This is a genomic window from Pseudoflavonifractor phocaeensis (assembly GCF_016901735.1).
Taxonomy (GTDB): Bacteria; Bacillota; Clostridia; order Oscillospirales; family Oscillospiraceae; genus Pseudoflavonifractor_A.
In genome coordinates this window covers 1-17,986 of sequence record NZ_JACLZC010000008.1, presented here as the reverse complement: position 1 = coordinate 17,986, position 17,986 = coordinate 1, and the positions used below count along the sequence as shown (strand labels likewise).

Sequence of the window (17,986 nt, the reverse complement as noted above, 5' to 3'; positions counted from 1 at the left end):
AGACAGATCAAGAGAAGGGAGCGACGGCCTTGGAGACGGCACATCTGACCCAGGCGGAGTGGGAGACGCTGCATCACGTTTTCCTGCTCCAAAATCTGTCCCGGCCGGCGCTGGAGGCCTTTTTGGCCGATCCCCGGTGTACCCGGCTGCGCTGCCCCCGGGGCACGGTGGTCTACTCCCCCACCGTCTACGCCCGCAGTCTGGGGGTGATCCTGGCCGGTCAGCTGGAGGTGCGCAAGGGACAGCTCATCGTCAACACCCTCCGGCCCGGCGAGCTCTTCGGCGCGGCGGCCCTCTTCCACACCAGCGGCAACTATGCCACCACCCTCACCGCCTGCACCCATGCGTCGGTGCTGCTCTTTCCCCAGGCCCTGGTGGAGGACCTGTTTGCCCAGGTACCGGAGGCAGCCATGGCCTATATCCGCTATCTGTCCGGCCGGGTCCGCTTTTTGAGCGACAAGCTGGACCAGCTGCTGGCCGGCGGCGCCGAAGAGCGGCTGGCCCGTTACCTGATGGACCGGCGGCAGGGCGCGGTGGTGACGCTGGACTGCTCCCTCACCGGCCTGGCGGCCCGGCTGAATGTGAGCCGCGCCTCCCTGTACCGGGCGTTCGATACCCTGGAAGCGGCGGGCGCGGTCAGCCGCCGGGGCCGAACGGTAGAGATCCTGGCGGAAGCCAGGCTGCACGCCCTCCAGGCGCACACACAGCCGGCTCCCGTTTCAGAATAAATGGAAAGGATTGATCTTTGTATGAATCGCACCCGTATGTCCGCCCTGCTCCTGGCGCTGGCCCTGCTGACCGGTCTGCTGGCCGGCTGCGCCCCTCAGAACGCCGATCCCACGTCCACCCCCTCCGCCGCGCCGGTGATTGAGAGCGCCCAGCCCTCCGCGGAACCCACCGTCTCCGCCGACCGGCCCGCCGTCAACCTGGCCATGCTCAGCGGTCCCACCGGTATGGGCGCCGCCAAGCTGATGGCGGACAACACCGACGGCCTTACCCTGAACGACTACACCGTCACCGTGGCCGCCCAGCCCACCGACCTCACCGGCAAGCTGACCAGCGGCGAGCTGGACATCGCCGCCCTCCCCACCAATGTGGCCGCCACCCTCTATAATAAGACCAACGGCGCCATCCAGATGCTGGCCCTCAACACCCTGGGCGTGCTCTACATCCTGGAAAACGGCGACAGCATCCAGTCCATCGCCGATCTGGCCGGCAAGACGGTCTATGCCACCGGCCAGGGCGCCAACCCCGAGTATGTGCTCAATTACCTGCTCCGCGCCAACGGTCTGGAGCCCGGCGTTGACGTGACCATCGAGTGGAAGGCCACCGGTGAGGAGGTCTCCGCCCTGATGCTCTCCGGCGACGCCGACGTGGCCATGCTGCCTGTGCCCGCCGCCACCTCGGTGCTCATGCAGAGCAGCGACATCCGCGCCGCCATCGACCTCAACGACGCCTGGACCCAGACGGGCGCGGAAGGCACCATGACCATGGGCTGCGTGGTGGTGCGCACCGAATTTGCCCAGGAAAATCCCCAGGCGGTGGAAAACTTCCTGGAGGAATACGCCGACTCCATCGCCTATGTCCGGGATAACCCCGATGAGGCCGCCGCCCTGGTGGTGGAGGCCGGCATCGTGCCCAAGGAGCCCATCGCCAAGGCCGCCATCCCCCAGGCCAATCTGGTCTGCATCACCGGTTCGGATATGCTCAGCATCCAGGAGTACTATCAGGTCCTGTGGGACGCTGATCCCTCCTCCATCGGCGGCAGCATCCCCGACGACGCCTTCTACTACATGCCCTAACTTACTTTCTTTCGCCCTACTTTCTTTCGAGAAAGAAAGTAGGCAAAGAAAGCTTTCATAAAGCGCTCGTCCGGTAAGTTTGCAAAACCGGACGGCAAAGAAAGCTTTCATAAAGCGCTCGTCCGGTAAGTTTCGCAAAAAACGTCTTATTTCTGTATGTAGGTGGCAACTGCGGGGGAACGGGTACCTGTCATCACCCGGCCTCGGCGCACCTGGGGGATTGACAAGGGGGGTATCCCCCCTTGTCCCCTTTTGGTCCAGGCCCTTTTCGGGAAAAGGGCCTGGCGCCCCGCGCGCAGCGGCTCGATCAGGAGGAATTATGAGGGATAAAACAATACGGGTCCTGGCGGCGCTGCTCTTTTGGCTGGCGGTATGGGCCTTTGCCGCCTGGCGGGTCAATGCCGAGTTCCTGCTGCCCGGACCGCGCAAGGTGGCGGAAACGCTGGCCGCTCTGGGCGCCACCGCCTCCTTCTGGCAGACCATTCTGGCTTCCCTGCTGCGTATTTTTGCCGGGATGCTGTTGGGTACCCTTCTGGGCGCCCTGCTGGCGGTGCTCACCACCGCCTGGGACTGGGCCGACGCCATTCTGACCCCGGCCATCCGGGTGATTCGCGCCATTCCGGTGGCCTCCTTCAGCCTGCTGGTCCTTTTGTGGGTCTACACTAACCGGGTGCCGGTGGCGGTCTCCGCCCTGATGGTCCTTCCGGTGGTGTGGGGCAACGTGTCCCAGGGCATCCGGCAGACGGACCCGCTGCTGCTGGAAGCCGCCAAGGTCTACCGCTTCGGCCGCTGGAAAACGGTAAAGCTGGTCTATATTCCCTCGGTGCTCCCCTACTTTGCCAGCGGCTGTCATACCGCCCTGGGCCTTGCCTGGAAGGCCGGTGTGGCCGCTGAGGTGCTGTGCATTCCAAAGCAGGCCATCGGCACCCAGGTCTACTACTCCAAATATTATCTGGAAACGCCGGAGCTCTTTGCCTGGACTCTGGTGGTGCTGGCCCTCAGCTTTCTCATGGAACGGGGTCTGGCGGCCCTGCTCCTCCGGCTGAAGGGTGGTGACAAAGGGTGATTTCCGTCCAAAATATTACCGTTCGTTTTGGCGAAAAGGAGGTCCTGCACCACTTTTCCCTCCAGCTTCCCGAGCGCGGCATCGTAGGCCTGTCCGGCCCCTCCGGATGCGGCAAGACCACGCTGCTGCGGGTCCTGGCCGGCTTGCAGCGCCCCGACGAGGGGACGGCTGTCCTTCCCGGCCCGGTGACCATGCTCTTCCAGGAGGACCGGCTGCTGCCCTGGCGCACGGCGGAGGAGCATTTGACCGACGTTCTTCCCCGCGGCAGACGGCAGGAGGCGGCCCATTGGCTGGCGCTGGTGGAGCTGACCGGCGAGGAGCACGCCCGTCCGGCCCAGCTCTCCGGCGGGATGCGCCGCCGTCTGGCCCTGGCCCGGGCGCTGGCCTGCGGCGGCGGCCTTTTCCTGCTGGACGAGCCTTTCACCGGCGTGGACCGGGACAGAGCAAAGCGCATCCTGACCCGGATGAGGGAACTGTCCGTCCCCATTCTCCTCTCCGGCCACGAGCCGGAACTTCTGGCCCTGTGCCAAAGCGTGGTCTGGCTGGACGGCCCGCCCCTGCGTCTCGTCCCGCCGCCCGCTCCATAAGGTCTGTACGCTATAAAAGACGGCTATGAAGCTTTTACGCCTCATAGCCGTCTTTTTTGTGCCGTCAGCAGAACAGATCCACCCAGTCTTTTTTCCTCTCCGTAGGTAAAACCGCGGTGAACACGGTCCCCTGGACGGCGTCGCTTTCGGCGGTGATCCGCCCTCTGTGGCTCTGCACGATGGCCTTTGCGATGGCCAGTCCCAGACCATATCCGCCCTGCTCCCGGGAGCGGGCGCTGTCCGCCCGGTAGAAGCGCTCAAAAATATGGGGCAGGTGCTCCGGTGGGATGGGATTGCCGCTGTTGCGCACCGACAGCGCCAGCCGGTCCTGGCTCTTGCGCAGCGTGACGCACACCTTTCCGCCCTTTCCGGCGTATTTGACCGCGTTGTCCAGCAAAATGAGTACCAGCCGCTTGAGCTGGCTCTCATCCCCGTCCAGACTCAACTCCGGCTCGATGTCGCTCTCCAGCGCCACCCCGGCCTCAAAGGCCACCGGCTCAAAGGGCAGCACGCAGCCGGTCACCAGCTCGCTCATGGACAGCCGGGTCATGGGCCCGTTTTGCCGGGCGGCGTCGTTTTTGGCCAGAAACAGCATATCCTCCACCAGCCCCCGCATCCGCGTGCCCTCTTCCTGGATAAAGGTGATCCATTTTTTCTGGTTGGCCATCGTGTCGTCCGGATGGGCCATCAGCAGCCCCGCGTTGGCCAGAATCACCGTAATGGGGGTCTTGAGCTCGTGAGAGGCGTCGGCCACAAACTGCCGCTGCTGCTCCCAGGCCTGACTCACCGGCCGGAGGGCCAGGGTGGAGAGGAAAAAACTCACCAGGAAAAAGCACAGCAGGGCTACGATCCCCACCGGCAGCGCCACCAGGATCAGCCCCAACGTGGTGGACCACTCCCAGCCCCGATCCAAAAAGGCCATGGATTTGCTCCCGTCCTGCCGCGTCCGCACCAGATAGCGCAGATGGAGGCTCTCCAGCGTGCCGCTGCTCTGTCCGTCGGCCAGCGCCGCCGAAACCGCCTGCTCCATCAGCTCCTCCGAGACGCTGACGCTGTCCAGACTGTGGCAGGACAGTATCTCTCCCGTCTCGTCCACCTCCACGGCAAAGACGGAGAGCATGGCCAGCTGCCGCTTTTCCAGGACGTCCTCCTGCTGCTCCCGGACGGGCGGGACGTCCAGCTCAAACCGGGCGGGGTCTCCCTCCTCCCATTCCATCGCCGCGCGCATGGTGGAGAGGCTCTCCTTCTCCAGCCATTTGGCGTTGTACCAAAGCAGGCCGCTGAACACCCCCAGCAGCACCAGACTCACCAGGAGCATATTGGTCAGGATAAACTTGTATCGCAGCTTGCGCAGCATGGCCGCTCCCCCCTCAGCTCAGCGGGAACTCCAGATGATAGCCCACCTTGCGCACCGTGCCGATGGTCACCCTGGAATTGAGAAAGCTCAGCTTTTTACGCAGAAAGGAGATGTAGACCTCCACGTTGTTGTCCTCGGCGTCGGACTCCATCCCCCACACCTTGGTGATGATGTCCTCCTTGGGAATGACGGCCTTTGGGGCCGACATGAGCAGGCGGAGCACGTCGAACTCCTTAAAGCCCAGGCGGACCGACCGGCCCGCGCAGGAGAGGCACCGGGTGGAGAGATTGAGGGTCAGATCGGACACCGTCAGGCACTGGGCCAGCACCTCCCCCTGGCGGCGGGTCAGGGCCCGCACTCTGGCCAGCAGCTCGCCGGAATCAAAGGGCTTGGTCATGTAATCGTCCGCCCCGCAGTCCAGCCCGCTGATCTTGTCCTCGATCTCGTCCCGGGCGGTGAGCATCAAAATGGGGGTGGAGATATGGGCCTCCCGCAGCCGCTTTGCCACCTCCAGGCCGTCCAGCTTGGGCAGCATCACATCCAGCAGCACCAGATCGTACTGTCCCGACAGGGCATAGTCCAACCCGTCCGCGCCGTTGTTGACGATCTCGGTCTGATAGCGCTGCTCCTCCATAATCTGGGCCAACGTCTCGGCCAGTCTTTTTTCGTCCTCTATAATCAGAATGTGCATAATCGTTCCTCCAAATTTACCGTCCGGGCGTGACGCCGTCCGGACGCTTTTTTCCCGCTATGCCGCTATGGTAACATCTCAACCTAAATTCTTCCTAAAAACCCGCCTCCTCTTCTCCAGGCCCGGGGTATGGGGAAATTTTACCGCAATTTAAGAAAGTCTTTAATTTTGTGCCAGTATATCCAAAAGATTTTTCTGTTATAGTAGAGGCATCCAGAGAACAAGGAGGGAGCGTTTATGACTATCCTCATCCTGACCGGCCGCTTCGGCGCGGGCCATTGCTCCGCCGCGCGGGCGCTGCGCCAGCAGCTTCTGGCCGCTTATCCCGCCATGCGGGTCCAGGTGGTGGATTTCTTCTCCTACGCCATGCCCGGCTCCAGTTCAGAGGCCATGTACCATGCCTTTCGCATGCTTGTGACCTACGGCGCGGGGATTTTTAATACTTATTACCGCATGTCCGACCTGCTGGCCGACGACCATCCCGCCCCGCTGGAGCGCCCCATGCGGGAGGCCATGTCCGCCCTGCTGCGGGAATTCCATCCCGACGCGGTGGTGGCCACCCATCCCCTCTGCGCCCGGCTGACCGCCCATTGCCGCCGTCAGGGCGGCGCCTCCGTCCCCCTCATTACCTGCGTCACCGACTTCTCCCAGCACGCCGAATGGATCTATCCGGAAACCGACGCCTATCTGGTGGGCAGCCCGGAGCTGCGCCGCCAGCTGGCCGGCCGTGGGGTGGACCCGGCGCGTATTTTCGTCACCGGCATCCCGGTCCGGCCCGAGTTCAAGCAGCTGGTCCGCCGGCCCGTCTCCGGTTCCCGGCAGCTGCTGGTGATGGGAGGAGGCCTGGGTCTGGTCCCCTGGGGAGAGGGATTTTACAAAAAGCTGGCCGCCCAGTCTGACATCCATGTGACCGTCCTCACCGGCGGCAATCAGCGGCTGCTGGAGCACCTGTCCGGCCGCTACCCCAACATTACGGCGGTGGGATACACCGAGCGGGTCTTTGACTACATGGCCCAGGCCGAGCTGCTCCTCTCCAAGCCGGGGGGCATCACCGTCTTTGAGAGCATCTCCGCCGAGCTGCCCATGCTGCTCTGGACGCCCACACTGGCCCAGGAGCGGGAAAACGCCCGGTTCCTCATTCAGGCCGGATTGGCACGGATGGCGGGGAGCTCTGACGGACAGTGTGTGGAGAGCGTGTGCCAGCTGATCCGCGACACCGTGTCTCTGGAGCGCATATCCCGCCGGATGCGCCGCCGGAAAGCCCAGCTGGAGGAGGAGAGCTTTGTGCATCTGGTCTCCTCCCTGGGCAGGCAGGTGAGCTGATGGGCCGCCGGGGACGCCGCTGGGGCGTCGTGCTTCTCCTGGTGCTCATGGGGCTTACCGCCTGGGCCCTCTTTCATGAGCAGTCCCCCGCCGGGATCTGGAAGGCCCTGCGGGGGGTGGATGGCTGGTACATCGCCGGCGCCTTCGGTCTCATGACCCTTTTCGTGGCCATGGAGGCCCTGGGCTCCCGCATCATCCTGGCCCGTCTGGGCCATGCCGTCCCCTACCGCCGCTGTCTGGGCTATTCCTTCACCGGCTTTTATGTCAGCTCGGTGACCCCTTCGGCGGCAGGCGGACAGCCCGCGCAGGTCTATGAAATGTCCCGGGACGGAATACCGCCCTCCCATGGGACCCTGGATATGCTCCTCCTCTCCCTCAGCTATCAGATCGCCACGCTGCTCTACGGCCTTTTGTCCTGGCTGCTCCTCCCCACAATCCGCCTGCGCATGGGCGGCGTACTGGGGGCGCTCCTGGTCTACGGCGGCGGCGTGCTGACGGCGCTGACGGCGGGGATGCTCTGCTGCCTCTTCTGGCCGGCGGTGGCCCGCCGGGTACTGGGGTGGGTCTCCGCCCTCCTCCGCCGGCTGGGTCTGGGCGACAAGCTCCACACAGAGGCCCTTTTGGAGGAATACGCCGCCGGGGCCCGCTGCCTGCGTACCGCGCCCCTGCTCTTCCCCGTTCTCCTCCTTCTGGCCCTGGTCCAGCTGACCGCTCTGTATGCCGTGCCCTATCTGGTCTACCGGTCCTTTGGCTGCTCCGGTCTCCCGCTGGCCCTTTTCCTGGGCACCCAGGCCCTGCTGACCGTGGCGGTCTCCGCTCTCCCCCTCCCCGGCGCGGTGGGACCCGCCGAGGGAGGCTTCGTCTCCGCCTTCTCCCCCCTGTTCGGCCAGGCCCTGGTCATGCCCGCCATGCTGGTCAGCCGAACGGTGAGCTTTTATGGCTTCCTCCTGGTCAGCGGCGGCGTTTTCCTGGCCCGCTGCCTGGTCCGCCGTCTCTGCCCGGCGGTAAAAAACGGAAAATTCCCCGGCAAACACAATAAGGACCTTTTGCATTTTACCATATGATATGGTATAATGCCTTTATCAGTTATTCTGTTTTTCAGGAGGCTGTGTTGATTTTTCTGATTCAGGCCCGCCCCCTGACCCACGGTGCGCGGGTCTGTCGAGAGTGAGGGCATAGTATGTATTATTTGGGCATTGATTTGGGCGGCACCAACATTGCCGCCGCCGCCGTGGATGAGGACGGCGTGATTCTGGGCCGTTCCAGCATTCCCACTCCCCGGGATGGCGAGGCGCTGGTGGCCGCCGCCATGGCGCAGGCCGCCACCCAGGCCGCCGAAAATGCCGGCCTGGCCCTGCGGGACGCCGCTTCCATCGGCATCGGCTCCCCCGGCACCATCGACCCCGTGTCCGGCGTGGTCCGCTTTTGGAGCAATCTGAACTTCCAGGACGTGCCTCTCTCCGATCTGGTGCGGCGCAATATGCCGATGGAGCTGCCTATCTATCTGGAAAATGACGCAAACGCCGCCGCTCTGGGCGAATACGCCAGCGGCGCCGGCAAGGGCAGTGTCTCCATGGTGGCCATCACCCTGGGCACCGGCATCGGCGGCGGCGCCGTCTTTAACGGCAAGCTCTACACCGGCTTCAACTACGCCGGCATGGAGGTTGGCCACTTCGTCATTGAAAAGGGCGGGCGTCCCTGCACCTGCGGCCGCCAGGGCTGCTTCGAGACCTATTGCTCCGCCACCGCCCTCATTCGCCGCACCCGTGAAATCATGTCCCAGTACCCCGACTCCCTCCTCTGGCAGCTGGCCGAGGGCGACCTCGCCAAGGTCAACGGCCGCGTCCCCTTCGACGCCGCCCAGCAGGGTGATCAGGCCGCCAACCTGGTGGTGGATGAGTTCATCGAGTACCTGGGCAACGGCGTGGCCAGCCTGGTCAACGTCCTCCAGCCGGAGGTGTTCTGCATCGGCGGCGGCCTGTCCAACCAGGGCGAAAATCTGCTGGGTCCGGTGCGCCACATCCTCAACCGGGAGGACTACGCCCGCAACAGCGCCCACCGCACCCGCCTGGTCCGGGCCGAGCTGGGCAACGACGCCGGCATCATCGGCGCCGCCCTCCTTCCCCGCTTCCGTTAACCTCCTTTCTTTCGCCCTCCTTTCTTTCGAGAAAGAAAGGAGGCAAAGAAAGCTTTTGCCCCTGGACCAACGGTCCAGGGGCTTCTTCTTTCTTCGCCGGATACAGAGCGTAGGGACGCCGTATATGGCGTCCTCAATCTGTCGAAGAAGTGAACCGCAGTGCAGGAAACGTCAACGTGCCTGCATGGAAGCGGGCGACCACAAGGGTCGCCCCTACGAGGTAGAAAAGGATACCATTCCCTCGCCGCGGGCGGTGCCGCCCCTAGGGGGAACATACCTTGTCTTCCTCGGGCCACGTTTGGCACGCCCCCTCCTCCGGTCCGGGCAGCTCCTTCGGCAGGGGAACGACCGCCAGAGAGGCCAAGAACAACACCCCCGCCGTGAGGGCGACGCCGCTCAGCCGGTTTTCCTCCACAAAGGTGCCGTACCGTTCCCAGACCTGCGGCATGGCCGCCGCGCACAGCCGCCGGCCGCCGTACCAGAGCACCCCCGCCGCCGCCGCGCACAGCACCAGCCGCTCGGTGGCCGCTTTGCGGGTCCCCTCAGAGATCTCCACACGCATCACCTCTCCACAGTATATGCCGGAACCGGGGATCATGTGTCTCCTTTGGGCAGAGAATAGAGCCGGCTGGGCCGGCCGCCGGTGTCGTAATCCACCGTGCTGACCACCTCGCCGCATTCGGTCAGATAATTGACATAGCGCCGCGCCGTGACGGCCGACAGCCCCGTCCGAGCGGCCACGGCCTCGCTGCTTAAGCTGGTCTCCGCTTCCCGCAGGCAGGCCCGCACCAGCTCCAGGGTCCTTTTCAGATAGCCCTTGGGCAGTACCCCGGCGGTCTGGGGATTGGACAGCAGCCGGTCCACTTCCGACTGACTCATCGACCCGCCTGCCGCCGCCATGGCCTCCCTGTGGGCGCAGAATTTGTCCAGCGCCTGCTGGAACCGCTCCAGCGTGAAGGGCTTGACCAGATAATCATTCACCCCCAGATGGAGCAGCGCGTCCACCGTCCCCGTATCGCTGGCGGCGGTAATCATGATGACCTCGATGGGGATGGCCCGGCCGCGCAGCTCCCGCAGCAGCTCCAGCCCGGAAAAGCGGGGCATGTATACGTCCAGCAGCGCCAGGTCCGCCTGGTGGTTCTCCAGCCAGTAAAGGGCAGACCGCCCGTCCCCAAAGCGATCCACCACCTGAAACCGGGGATCTTTTTCCACATAAACCCGGTTGAGCTGCGCCACCATGGGGTCGTCCTCCACAATGATGGTACGATACTGCATTCAACCCTCCTCCTTCTCCGCCTTCCTGCGGAAGGTGACAAAAAAGCTGGTCCCCATGCCCGGCTCCGACTCCACGCGGATTTGGCCGCGGTAGGCCTCCACCACCTCCCGGACCAGCGCCAGACCGGTCCCCCGGTCCTTGCCCTTGGTGGAGACCCCCGGCTGGAACATCTGGCTTTTCAAGTCGGGCGCGATGCCGGGTCCGTTGTCCTCCACGCACACCAGCAGGCTGTCGTCCTCCTCCAAAATGGCCACGGTGATCTCCTTTTCCTCCCGGGGCGACTGGTTGAGACAGTCCGCCGCGTTTTCGATCAGGTTGCCCAGCAGGGTGATACAGGCCTCCGGCGGCAGGCTTCCTCCGGCCGTCAGGCTGCTCCCTCCGTCCAGGGTAAACCGGATGCCCAGCTCGGCGCAGTGGCTGGCCTTGCCCACCAGCAGCGCCGCCACCGACGGGTCCCGGATGCAGCGGGTGATCCGGCCCACCGCCTCCTGCTGGATGCGGGTGGTATCCATAATGTACTGCTGGGCTTTTTGAGTCTCCCCCAGCTGGAGCAGTCCCAGAATCACATGGAGCTTGTTCATAAATTCGTGGGTATAGGCCCGCAGGGCGTCCACCATGTGGCGCACCCCCGTCAGATCCTCCGCCAGGCGGGTCACCTCGGTCCGGTTGCGGAAAATCCCCACCGCGCCCGCGATCTCCTTTCCCTCCCGGATGGGCACCCGGTCCGAAAGGACGCGTACATGCTTCAGGGATTCCAGGCTCACATTATATTCCGGCCGGCCAGTCTGCAAAATGCGGTCCATGGTGGAGCAGGGATAGACCTCCCGCAGCAGCTTTCCCACCGCCTGTTCCCGGCCGATGGACAGCATCCGGGCGGCGGCGGCGTTGAGGTAGATCACCCGGCTGTCCCGGTCGATGGCCAGAATCCCCTCCTCCAGCGCCTCCAGAATGTCCTGCCGCTGGAGAAACAGCCGGGCAAAGGCATCCGGCTCATGGCCCAGCAGGGCCTTTTTGATCCGTTTGGACCGCTGTACCGCCAGGCCGCCGGCCACCACCGCCGCCGCCGCCGCCACGCACAGAAATTGCAGCACCGTGCGCACCACCAGCTGCGCCACACTCCGGCGGTACATACCGGCAAATACCACCCCAATCAGCGTGCCATCCTCCTCCCGCACGGCGGCATACGCCCCCCGCTCGGTATCCGCCACCAGTCCGCCGGAGCGGATGCACACCTCTTCTCCCTCCCGGAGAACGGAGACGGCCTCTTCCGGGAGCTGCGCGCCCACCAGCGCGGCGTCGGGCGCATAGCGCACCGTCCCGCCGGCATCCGCCGCCGCCACCAGGTCCACCGACTCCACATCCTCCACCATCTCCACCAGCAGGGCGTTGAGCAAAGCCCCCTGCTCCTCGGAGCGCATCGCGCCCCGCACCACCGGCGTCCGGCTCAGAAGCATGGAGAGATCCGTCAGATTCTCCTCCATATGCCGGTATTCCTCCATCAGGGTGAGGCCCAGCGTCGCCCCCGTGGAGAGCAGAATGGCCACCAGTACCACCCGCATACTCAGACCCACCATCTGGTGACGGATGGAGGTGCGTTCTTCCATAAAAAATCCCTCCTTTTCCCACGGATACCTAAAGCAAGTATAAGTATAGGAGAAAGGAGGGGCCTTTGTCAAACGGCGGGCTGTGGAAGAACCGTACCCACGGGGAACGCCTTCCGGAAGAGGAACCGGACCAGCGGACCGGCCACGATCAGCTGAAAGGGCAGGGCCATAATGAAATTCCGGGGAATGTTGACCAGCCACTGCATCAGCAGACCGTCCCACGCGCCGGTGTGGACGCAGCCCTCCGCCGCGCCGTAGAGGGACATGATGACCACCATGCCCACCACCATGCAGGAGGAAATGGCCAGAATCTTATGGAGCGCCGGGCTCTCCGGCTTCACCAGGAACCGGAAGGCCACCCCCTTGGCCAGCTTGGACACCACGAACCAGTCGCAGCACATGGCGAATACATAGGCGATGGGGAAGCCCAGCCACCCCTCCTCTACGCTGACCAGCGACAGTCCGCCCATCTGGATGGACACGTTGTAAATACTCATCCAAAGCACCATACAAAAACACATCATAACGGTATAAATCAAACTTTCCCGCTGATTGGTCGGCATATTGCAACCTCCTTTTCTTATTCGCGTGTCATTATAGCAGGCTCCCTCCCCCCTTCGTAAGCGGAAATTTCACGCCTGCGGAAATTTTGTAAAAATCTCTGATTCCCCTTTCCCCGTTCCTCCGCTTCTCCCGTGAATGTGCCGAGGTTTTGCCGGCGGCGTTTTTTTTACTTTCGAAAGGATTCTCAAACCGGCGGCGGGGCGTTAAGATAAAACCGCTTATGGGAGGTGAAGTAAATTTGGAAGAATTCAAAGAAATGCTAATCTCTGAATTGGGAACGGAACAGGCCTTTACCATCCCCATATGCGGCGGTATCCCGGTCTATGAGTCGGTGGTGGTAAGCTGGATCATCATGGCGGTGCTGATCCTGGCCGTGCTGCTCCTCACCCACGACCTGAAGGTGCTCAACCCAGGCAAGCTCCAATGCGCCCTGGAATACGCGGTCAGCTTTCTCAACGACTTTACCCGCGACTCCATCGGCCCCCACTGGAAACCCTTCGCGCCCTATCTGGGCACGGTGGCCGTCTACATCGCCTGCGCCAACATCATCGGTATCTTCGGTCTCACACCGCCGACCAAGGATCTGAGCGTCACCACCGCCCTGGCTCTGATGAGCCTATGCGTGATCTACGGCGCGCAATTCCGCTACCGGGGCTTTCTGGGCGGCTGGAAACAGTTCGCAAAGCCCATGCCCCTGCTGCTCCCCATCAACCTGATGGAGATCGTCATCCGGCCCCTGGCCCTGTGTATGCGTCTGTTCGGCAACGTCCTGGGCGCCTTCATTATTATGGAGATGCTCAAATACCTGGTCCCGGTCATTCTGCCCGCCATTTTCAGCCTGTATTTCGATCTCTTCGACGGTCTCATCCAGACCGTGGTCTTTGTCTTTCTTACCGCGCTCTTTACCGGCGAGGGTATCCGGGACGAGGACTGATCCCTTTCCTTTATTGTGCTATTTTCTAGGAGGAATTTACTATGAACATTGGAATCATCGCCGCTGGCATCGCAGTTCTCACCGGTCTTGGCGCCGGTGTCGGCATCGGCTTCGCCACCGGAAAGGCCACCGAGGCCATCGCCCGTCAGCCGGAGGCCGCCGGCAAAATCAACAGCGCGCTGCTGCTGGGCTGCGCCCTGGCGGAAGGTACCGCCATCTTCGGCTTTATCACCGCGCTGCTGGTCATCTTCGTCGGTTAAAAGGGGGCGTCCCTCATGCTGGAATTCCATCTGAGCACCATCGTGTTCACCATCATCAATTTATTGGTGCTGTTTTTCTTCTTCCGTAAATTCCTCTTTGGCCGGGTGAACGCCGTGCTGGAGGAGCGGGCCAGACTGGTCCAGCAGGAGCTGGACGAGGCAAAGGCCAGCAACGATCAGGCCAAGCGGCTCCAGCAGTCCTGCCAGGAAAAGCTGGACCACGCCCATGAGGAGGCCGGCCGTATTCTGGCCCAGGCCCAGGCCCAAGGCAAGAAGGAGTACGAGGCCCTGTTGGCCGCCGCCCAGGAGGACGCCCACAAGGTGCAGCGGGACGCCCAGAACAAGCTGGCCGCCGAGCGGGAGACCATGCTCCGCGACGCCCGGCAGGAAATGGCCCAGCTGGCCCTGCTGGCCGCCTCTCAGGTGGCCCGTCAGCGGCTGGACAGCGAAAGCGACCGGGCCGTGGTACAGGACTTTTTGAAAGAGGCAGGTGAAGGGGTATGAAGGAAGAAATTCAGCGCTATGCCGCCGCCCTCTTCTCCCTGTCGGAGGGCGAGACCCAGGGCGTGGAGCAGGCCTGCTCCGCCCTGCTGGCCGACCATGAACTGTGGCAGACCCTCACCAGCCCCGCCGTCTCCCAGGCCCAAAAGGAGGAGCTGATCCGCAGCGCCCCCGTTCTGGAAGGCCGCCAGCCCCTCCAGGCCTTCCTGATTCTCCTGCTCCAGGAGGGAAAGATCTCCCAGTTCCCCAAGATCTGCGCCTCCATTCGGGAACTGGTCCTGGCCGCGCAGGGCGGCGCGGTGTGCGTGATGACCTGCGCCCGGGAGCCGGACGAGCAAATGCTGGCCGACGTGCGCCAGGCGGTTTGCAAAATGCGCCATCTGGACAAGGTGGTGCTGGATATTCAAATTGATCCGTCCATTCTGGGCGGTTTTATTCTGGATGTGGACGGGGTCACCTATGACCGCAGCGTCAAGGGCCGGCTGGAACGCCTGGCCCAGGGCCTGGACCGGAGCCCCGAGCACATCGGCGACAGCGTGGACGACCTGGTGGAAGAGCTGAAAGAGCAGATCCTGGGCTTCGACAGCCACTCCGAAACCAGCGAAACGGGCCGCATCCTGGAAATGGGCGACGGTATCGCCACCGTATCCGGTCTGGACCGGGCGGTGTACGGCGAGCTGGTGGAATTTGAGACCGGCGTTTCGGGCATGGTCATGGACCTGTCCCGGGATCACGTGGGCGTGGTGCTGCTGGGCGCCGAGGACGGCCTGGGCGAGGGCAGCGTGGTGAGACGCACCGGACGTCCCGCCGACGTGCCGGTGGGCGACGGGCTCATCGGCCGGGTGGTGGACGCGCTGGGCCATCCCATCGACGGCCTGGGCTCCATCCAGTATACCGAGCGCCGCCCCATCGAGCGGGAGGCCAGCGGCGTGGTCACCCGCGAACCGGTGACCCAGCCTCTGCAGACCGGTATCCTGGCCATCGACGCCATGGTCCCCATCGGACGGGGCCAGCGTGAGCTTATCATCGGCGACCGGCAGACCGGCAAAACCTCCATCGCGCTGGACACCATCCTCAATCAGAAGGGGCAGAACGTAATCTGCATCTATGTGGCCATCGGCCAAAAGGCCTCCACCGTGGCCCGCATCCGGGACACCCTGGTCAAGCACGGCGCCATGGATTACTCCATTGTGGTCTCCTCCACCGCCAGCGACCCGGCTCCCCTCCAGTATGTGGCCCCCTACGCCGGCGCCGCTATGGGCGAATACTTTATGAGCCAGGGCAGGGACGTGCTCATCGTCTACGACGACCTCTCCAAGCACGCCGTGGCCTACCGGGCCATTTCCCTCCTCCTCAAGCGCTCTCCCGGCCGCGAGGCCTACCCCGGCGACGTCTTTTACCTCCACTCCCGCCTGCTGGAGCGGGCCTGCCGCCTGACCAGGGAATACGGCGGCGGCTCCATGACCGCTCTGCCCATCATCGAGACCCAGGCCGGCGACGTGTCGGCCTACATCCCCACCAACGTCATCTCCATCACCGACGGCCAGATCTACCTGGAGAGCGACCTCTTCAACGCCGGCCAGCGGCCCGCCGTCAACGTGGGCCTCTCCGTTTCCCGTGTGGGCGGCTCCGCCCAGACCCGGGCGGTGAAAAAGACCGCCGGCACCCTGCGCATCGACCTGGCCCGCTTCCGGGAGCTGGAGGTGTTTACCCAGTTCTCCTCCGACCTGGACAAAGCCACCCAGCAGGCCCTGGGGCATGGCAAGCGGCTTTTGGAGCTGCTCAAGCAGCCCCTCTACCAGCCCTTTACCGTGGCGCGCCAGGCGGTGCTCCTCTATGCCGCCACCAACGGCCTTCTGGACGACGTGCCCCTGGAGCAGATCCGGCCCTTCGCCGGCGGACTGTGCCACGCCATGGAGGCCGAGCACGGCGATGTGATGGAGGAGATCCAATCCACAGGCAACCTGTCCGGCATGGCGGTGGAGACCATCCGCGCCTGCCTGGACGAGTATAAAAAGCGGGTGAGCGCCACATGGCAGGCATAAAAGAGATCCGCACCCACATCAAGAGCGTGGAGCAGACCTTAAAGATCACCAACGCCATGTATCTGATCTCCTCCTCCAGCCTGCGCAAGGCCCGCAAGCAGCTCAACGATGTGGAGCCCTATTTCCACAAGATCGAGACCACCATCGCCGATATCCTCCACCATTCCCCCGACATCCACCACCCCTTCTTCGACCCCCGCCGGACCATTCCCCCGGAGGAGCGGAAGCTCGGCTATGTGGTCATCACCGGCGACAAGGGCATGGCCGGCGCTTACAACCACAACGTCCTCAAGCTGGCCGAGGAGCACATGGCCGGCCGGACCAACACCAGCCTTTTCGTGGTGGGCCAGGCGGGCCGCAGCCACTTCCAGGAGCTGGGGATACGGGTGGACGGCGAATTCCTCTACACCGCCCAGGACCCCACCATGCCCCGGGCCCGGGACATCGCGGAATTTCTCATCCAGCTCTTTCTGGACAAAAAACTGGATGAGATCCATGTGGTCTTTACCCAGATGGTCAACCCCATCACCCTCCAGCCCACCATTTTGCAGCTTCTCCCCCTGAGCCGGGACATCTTCCCCTGGGAGGAGCAGCCCAGCAGCTATCAGGGCAGCGTGACCTACGTCCCCTCGGTGGGGGAGGTCATGGACCACCTGGTCCCCGGCTATCTGAAGGGCGTCCTCTTCGGCACGCTGGTGGAGTCCTTCTGCTCCGAACAGCACGCCCGCATGACCGCCATGAAGGCCGCCTCGGACAACGCCAGAGAGATGCTGCGCACCCTTTCCCTGGACTATAACCGCGCCCGGCAGAGCGCCATCACCCAGGAGATCACCGAGATCGTGGGCGGCGCCCAGGCCGCCCGCTGACCCTTTCCCTCAAACCCATCAAGCACAGGTGATTTGAATATGAATCAAACACAAGGAACCATTGTACAGGTCATGGGACCTGTGGTGGACGTGGCCTTTGCCCCCGGCCATCTGCCCGCCGTCAAAGACGCCCTGACCGTCCCCCTCAACGGCACCGAGCAGGTCATGGAGGTGGCCCAGCACGTGGGGAGCGACACCGTACGGTGCATCATGCTCTCCCCCAGCGAGGGCCTGGGCCGCGGGATGACGGTTACCGCCACCGGCGCCCCCATCTCGGTACCGGTGGGCCAGCAGGTCCTGGGGCGTATGTTCAACGTGCTGGGCCGGCCCATCGACGGCAAGCCGGCCCCGGAAGGCGCGGCGCGGTGGTCCATCCACCGCAGTCCCCCGCCCTTTGCATCCCAGCGCCCTGTGGTGGACCTCTTTGAGACCGGCATCAAGGTCATCGACCTGCTGGCCCCCTATGCCAGAGGCGGTAAGATCGGCCTCTTCGGCGGCGCCGGCGTGGGCAAGACCGTCCTCATCCAGGAGCTGATCCACAACATCGCCACCGAGCACGGCGGCTACTCCATCTTTACCGGCGTGGGCGAACGCACCCGCGAGGGCAACGACCTGTGGCGTGAGATGACCGATTCCGGCGTCATCGAAAAGACCGCCCTGGTTTTTGGACAGATGAACGAGCCCCCCGGAGCCCGGATGCGGGTGGCCCTCACGGGCCTGACCATGGCCGAATACTTCCGCGACCAGGAAAAGCAGGACGTGCTCCTCTTCATCGACAACATCTTCCGCTATGTCCAGGCCGGCAGCGAGGTCTCCGCCCTCATGGGCCGGATGCCCTCCGCCGTGGGCTACCAGCCCACCCTGGCCAATGAGATGGGCGCTTTGCAGGAGCGCATCACCTCCACCGACAGCGGCTCCATCACCTCGGTCCAGGCCGTCTACGTCCCCGCCGACGACCTGACCGACCCCGCCC

At 63.9% G+C, this 17,986-nt stretch carries 19 protein-coding genes; 13 read left to right on the top strand and 6 right to left on the bottom strand.

The features are described 5' to 3' along the window. Nucleotides 1-29: 29 nt before the first annotated feature. From H7U37_RS03085 to H7U37_RS03070, 4 genes are all read left to right on the top strand, one after another. The gene (locus tag H7U37_RS03085) at nt 30-728 is read left to right on the top strand and encodes a Crp/Fnr family transcriptional regulator (protein WP_204873521.1); all 699 of its coding nucleotides are present in this window, start codon (nt 30-32) and stop codon (nt 726-728) included. A gap of 21 nt (nt 729-749) precedes the next feature. Then, entirely contained in the window at nt 750-1,802 is a 1,053-nt protein-coding gene (locus H7U37_RS03080) for an ABC transporter substrate-binding protein (RefSeq protein WP_204873519.1), read from the top strand. A gap of 319 nt (nt 1,803-2,121) precedes the next feature. Beyond that, nucleotides 2,122-2,868, top strand: a complete 747-nt coding sequence (locus H7U37_RS03075; protein WP_204873517.1) for an ABC transporter permease — start codon at nt 2,122-2,124, stop codon at nt 2,866-2,868. Further along, entirely contained in the window at nt 2,865-3,455 is a 591-nt protein-coding gene (locus H7U37_RS03070) for an ATP-binding cassette domain-containing protein (RefSeq protein ID WP_204873515.1), read from the top strand. Before H7U37_RS03075 ends, H7U37_RS03070 begins: the two co-directional genes overlap by 4 nt. 64 nt (nt 3,456-3,519) lie before the next feature. On the opposite strand, the gene H7U37_RS03065 is transcribed toward H7U37_RS03070, so the two are convergent. Both H7U37_RS03065 and H7U37_RS03060 read right to left on the bottom strand, forming a co-directional pair. Further along, complete coding sequence (locus H7U37_RS03065) at nt 3,520-4,812, bottom strand: sensor histidine kinase (protein ID WP_204873513.1); 1,293 nt, start codon at nt 4,810-4,812, stop codon at nt 3,520-3,522. Between the two features lie 13 nt (nt 4,813-4,825). Next, nucleotides 4,826-5,503 (bottom strand): response regulator transcription factor, encoded by a 678-nt coding sequence (locus H7U37_RS03060; RefSeq protein ID WP_204873511.1) that lies wholly within the window; start codon nt 5,501-5,503, stop codon nt 4,826-4,828. A 237-nt stretch (nt 5,504-5,740) separates the two neighbouring features. Here H7U37_RS03060 and H7U37_RS03055 point away from each other — a divergent pair, with 237 nt between their 5' ends. The 3 genes from H7U37_RS03055 (at nt 5,741) to H7U37_RS03045 (ending at nt 8,963) form a co-directional block, all read left to right on the top strand. After that, on the top strand, nt 5,741-6,826 hold the full coding sequence (locus H7U37_RS03055) for an MGDG synthase family glycosyltransferase (RefSeq protein WP_204873509.1): 1,086 nt from the start codon (nt 5,741-5,743) through the stop codon (nt 6,824-6,826). Next, nucleotides 6,826-7,890, top strand: a complete 1,065-nt coding sequence (locus tag H7U37_RS03050; RefSeq protein ID WP_204873508.1) for a lysylphosphatidylglycerol synthase transmembrane domain-containing protein — start codon at nt 6,826-6,828, stop codon at nt 7,888-7,890. Before H7U37_RS03055 ends, H7U37_RS03050 begins: the two co-directional genes overlap by 1 nt. A 116-nt stretch (nt 7,891-8,006) precedes the next feature. Beyond that, entirely contained in the window at nt 8,007-8,963 is a 957-nt protein-coding gene (locus H7U37_RS03045) for an ROK family protein (RefSeq protein ID WP_204873507.1), read from the top strand. Nucleotides 8,964-9,225: 262 nt separating this feature from the next. On the opposite strand, the gene H7U37_RS03040 is transcribed toward H7U37_RS03045, so the two are convergent. From H7U37_RS03040 to H7U37_RS03025, 4 genes are all read right to left on the bottom strand, one after another. Continuing rightward, nucleotides 9,226-9,519 (bottom strand): hypothetical protein, encoded by a 294-nt coding sequence (locus H7U37_RS03040; RefSeq protein WP_204873506.1) that lies wholly within the window; start codon nt 9,517-9,519, stop codon nt 9,226-9,228. A gap of 38 nt (nt 9,520-9,557) precedes the next feature. After that, nucleotides 9,558-10,238, bottom strand: a complete 681-nt coding sequence (locus H7U37_RS03035; protein WP_204873505.1) for a response regulator transcription factor — start codon at nt 10,236-10,238, stop codon at nt 9,558-9,560. Further along, nucleotides 10,239-11,843: a sensor histidine kinase gene (locus H7U37_RS03030; protein WP_204873504.1), complete on the bottom strand. Its 1,605-nt coding sequence runs from the start codon at nt 11,841-11,843 to the stop codon at nt 10,239-10,241. 68 nt (nt 11,844-11,911) lie between these two features. Further along, on the bottom strand, nt 11,912-12,406 hold the full coding sequence (locus H7U37_RS03025) for a DUF2798 domain-containing protein (protein ID WP_204873503.1): 495 nt from the start codon (nt 12,404-12,406) through the stop codon (nt 11,912-11,914). 239 nt (nt 12,407-12,645) lie between these two features. Here H7U37_RS03025 and H7U37_RS03020 point away from each other — a divergent pair, with 239 nt between their 5' ends. The 6 genes from H7U37_RS03020 to atpD form a co-directional block, all read left to right on the top strand. Next, complete coding sequence (locus H7U37_RS03020; RefSeq protein WP_243413516.1) at nt 12,646-13,341, top strand: F0F1 ATP synthase subunit A; 696 nt, start codon at nt 12,646-12,648, stop codon at nt 13,339-13,341. A 41-nt stretch (nt 13,342-13,382) separates the two neighbouring features. Beyond that, nucleotides 13,383-13,601, top strand: coding sequence for an ATP synthase F0 subunit C (gene atpE / locus H7U37_RS03015; protein WP_204873499.1), 219 nt, complete (start codon nt 13,383-13,385; stop codon nt 13,599-13,601). 15 nt (nt 13,602-13,616) lie between these two features. Beyond that, entirely contained in the window at nt 13,617-14,105 is a 489-nt protein-coding gene (atpF, locus tag H7U37_RS03010; protein WP_204873497.1) for a F0F1 ATP synthase subunit B, read from the top strand. Beyond that, on the top strand, nt 14,102-16,147 hold the full coding sequence (gene atpA, locus H7U37_RS03005; RefSeq protein ID WP_204873495.1) for a F0F1 ATP synthase subunit alpha: 2,046 nt from the start codon (nt 14,102-14,104) through the stop codon (nt 16,145-16,147). The genes atpF and atpA overlap by 4 nt, the downstream gene beginning before the upstream one ends. Further along, nucleotides 16,135-17,013: an ATP synthase F1 subunit gamma gene (gene atpG, locus H7U37_RS03000; RefSeq protein WP_204873493.1), complete on the top strand. Its 879-nt coding sequence runs from the start codon at nt 16,135-16,137 to the stop codon at nt 17,011-17,013. Before atpA ends, atpG begins: the two co-directional genes overlap by 13 nt. Before the next feature lie 39 nt (nt 17,014-17,052). Further along, nucleotides 17,053-17,986 (top strand): F0F1 ATP synthase subunit beta (gene atpD, locus H7U37_RS02995; protein WP_204873491.1); only part of this gene is annotated, 934 nt, incomplete at its 3' end.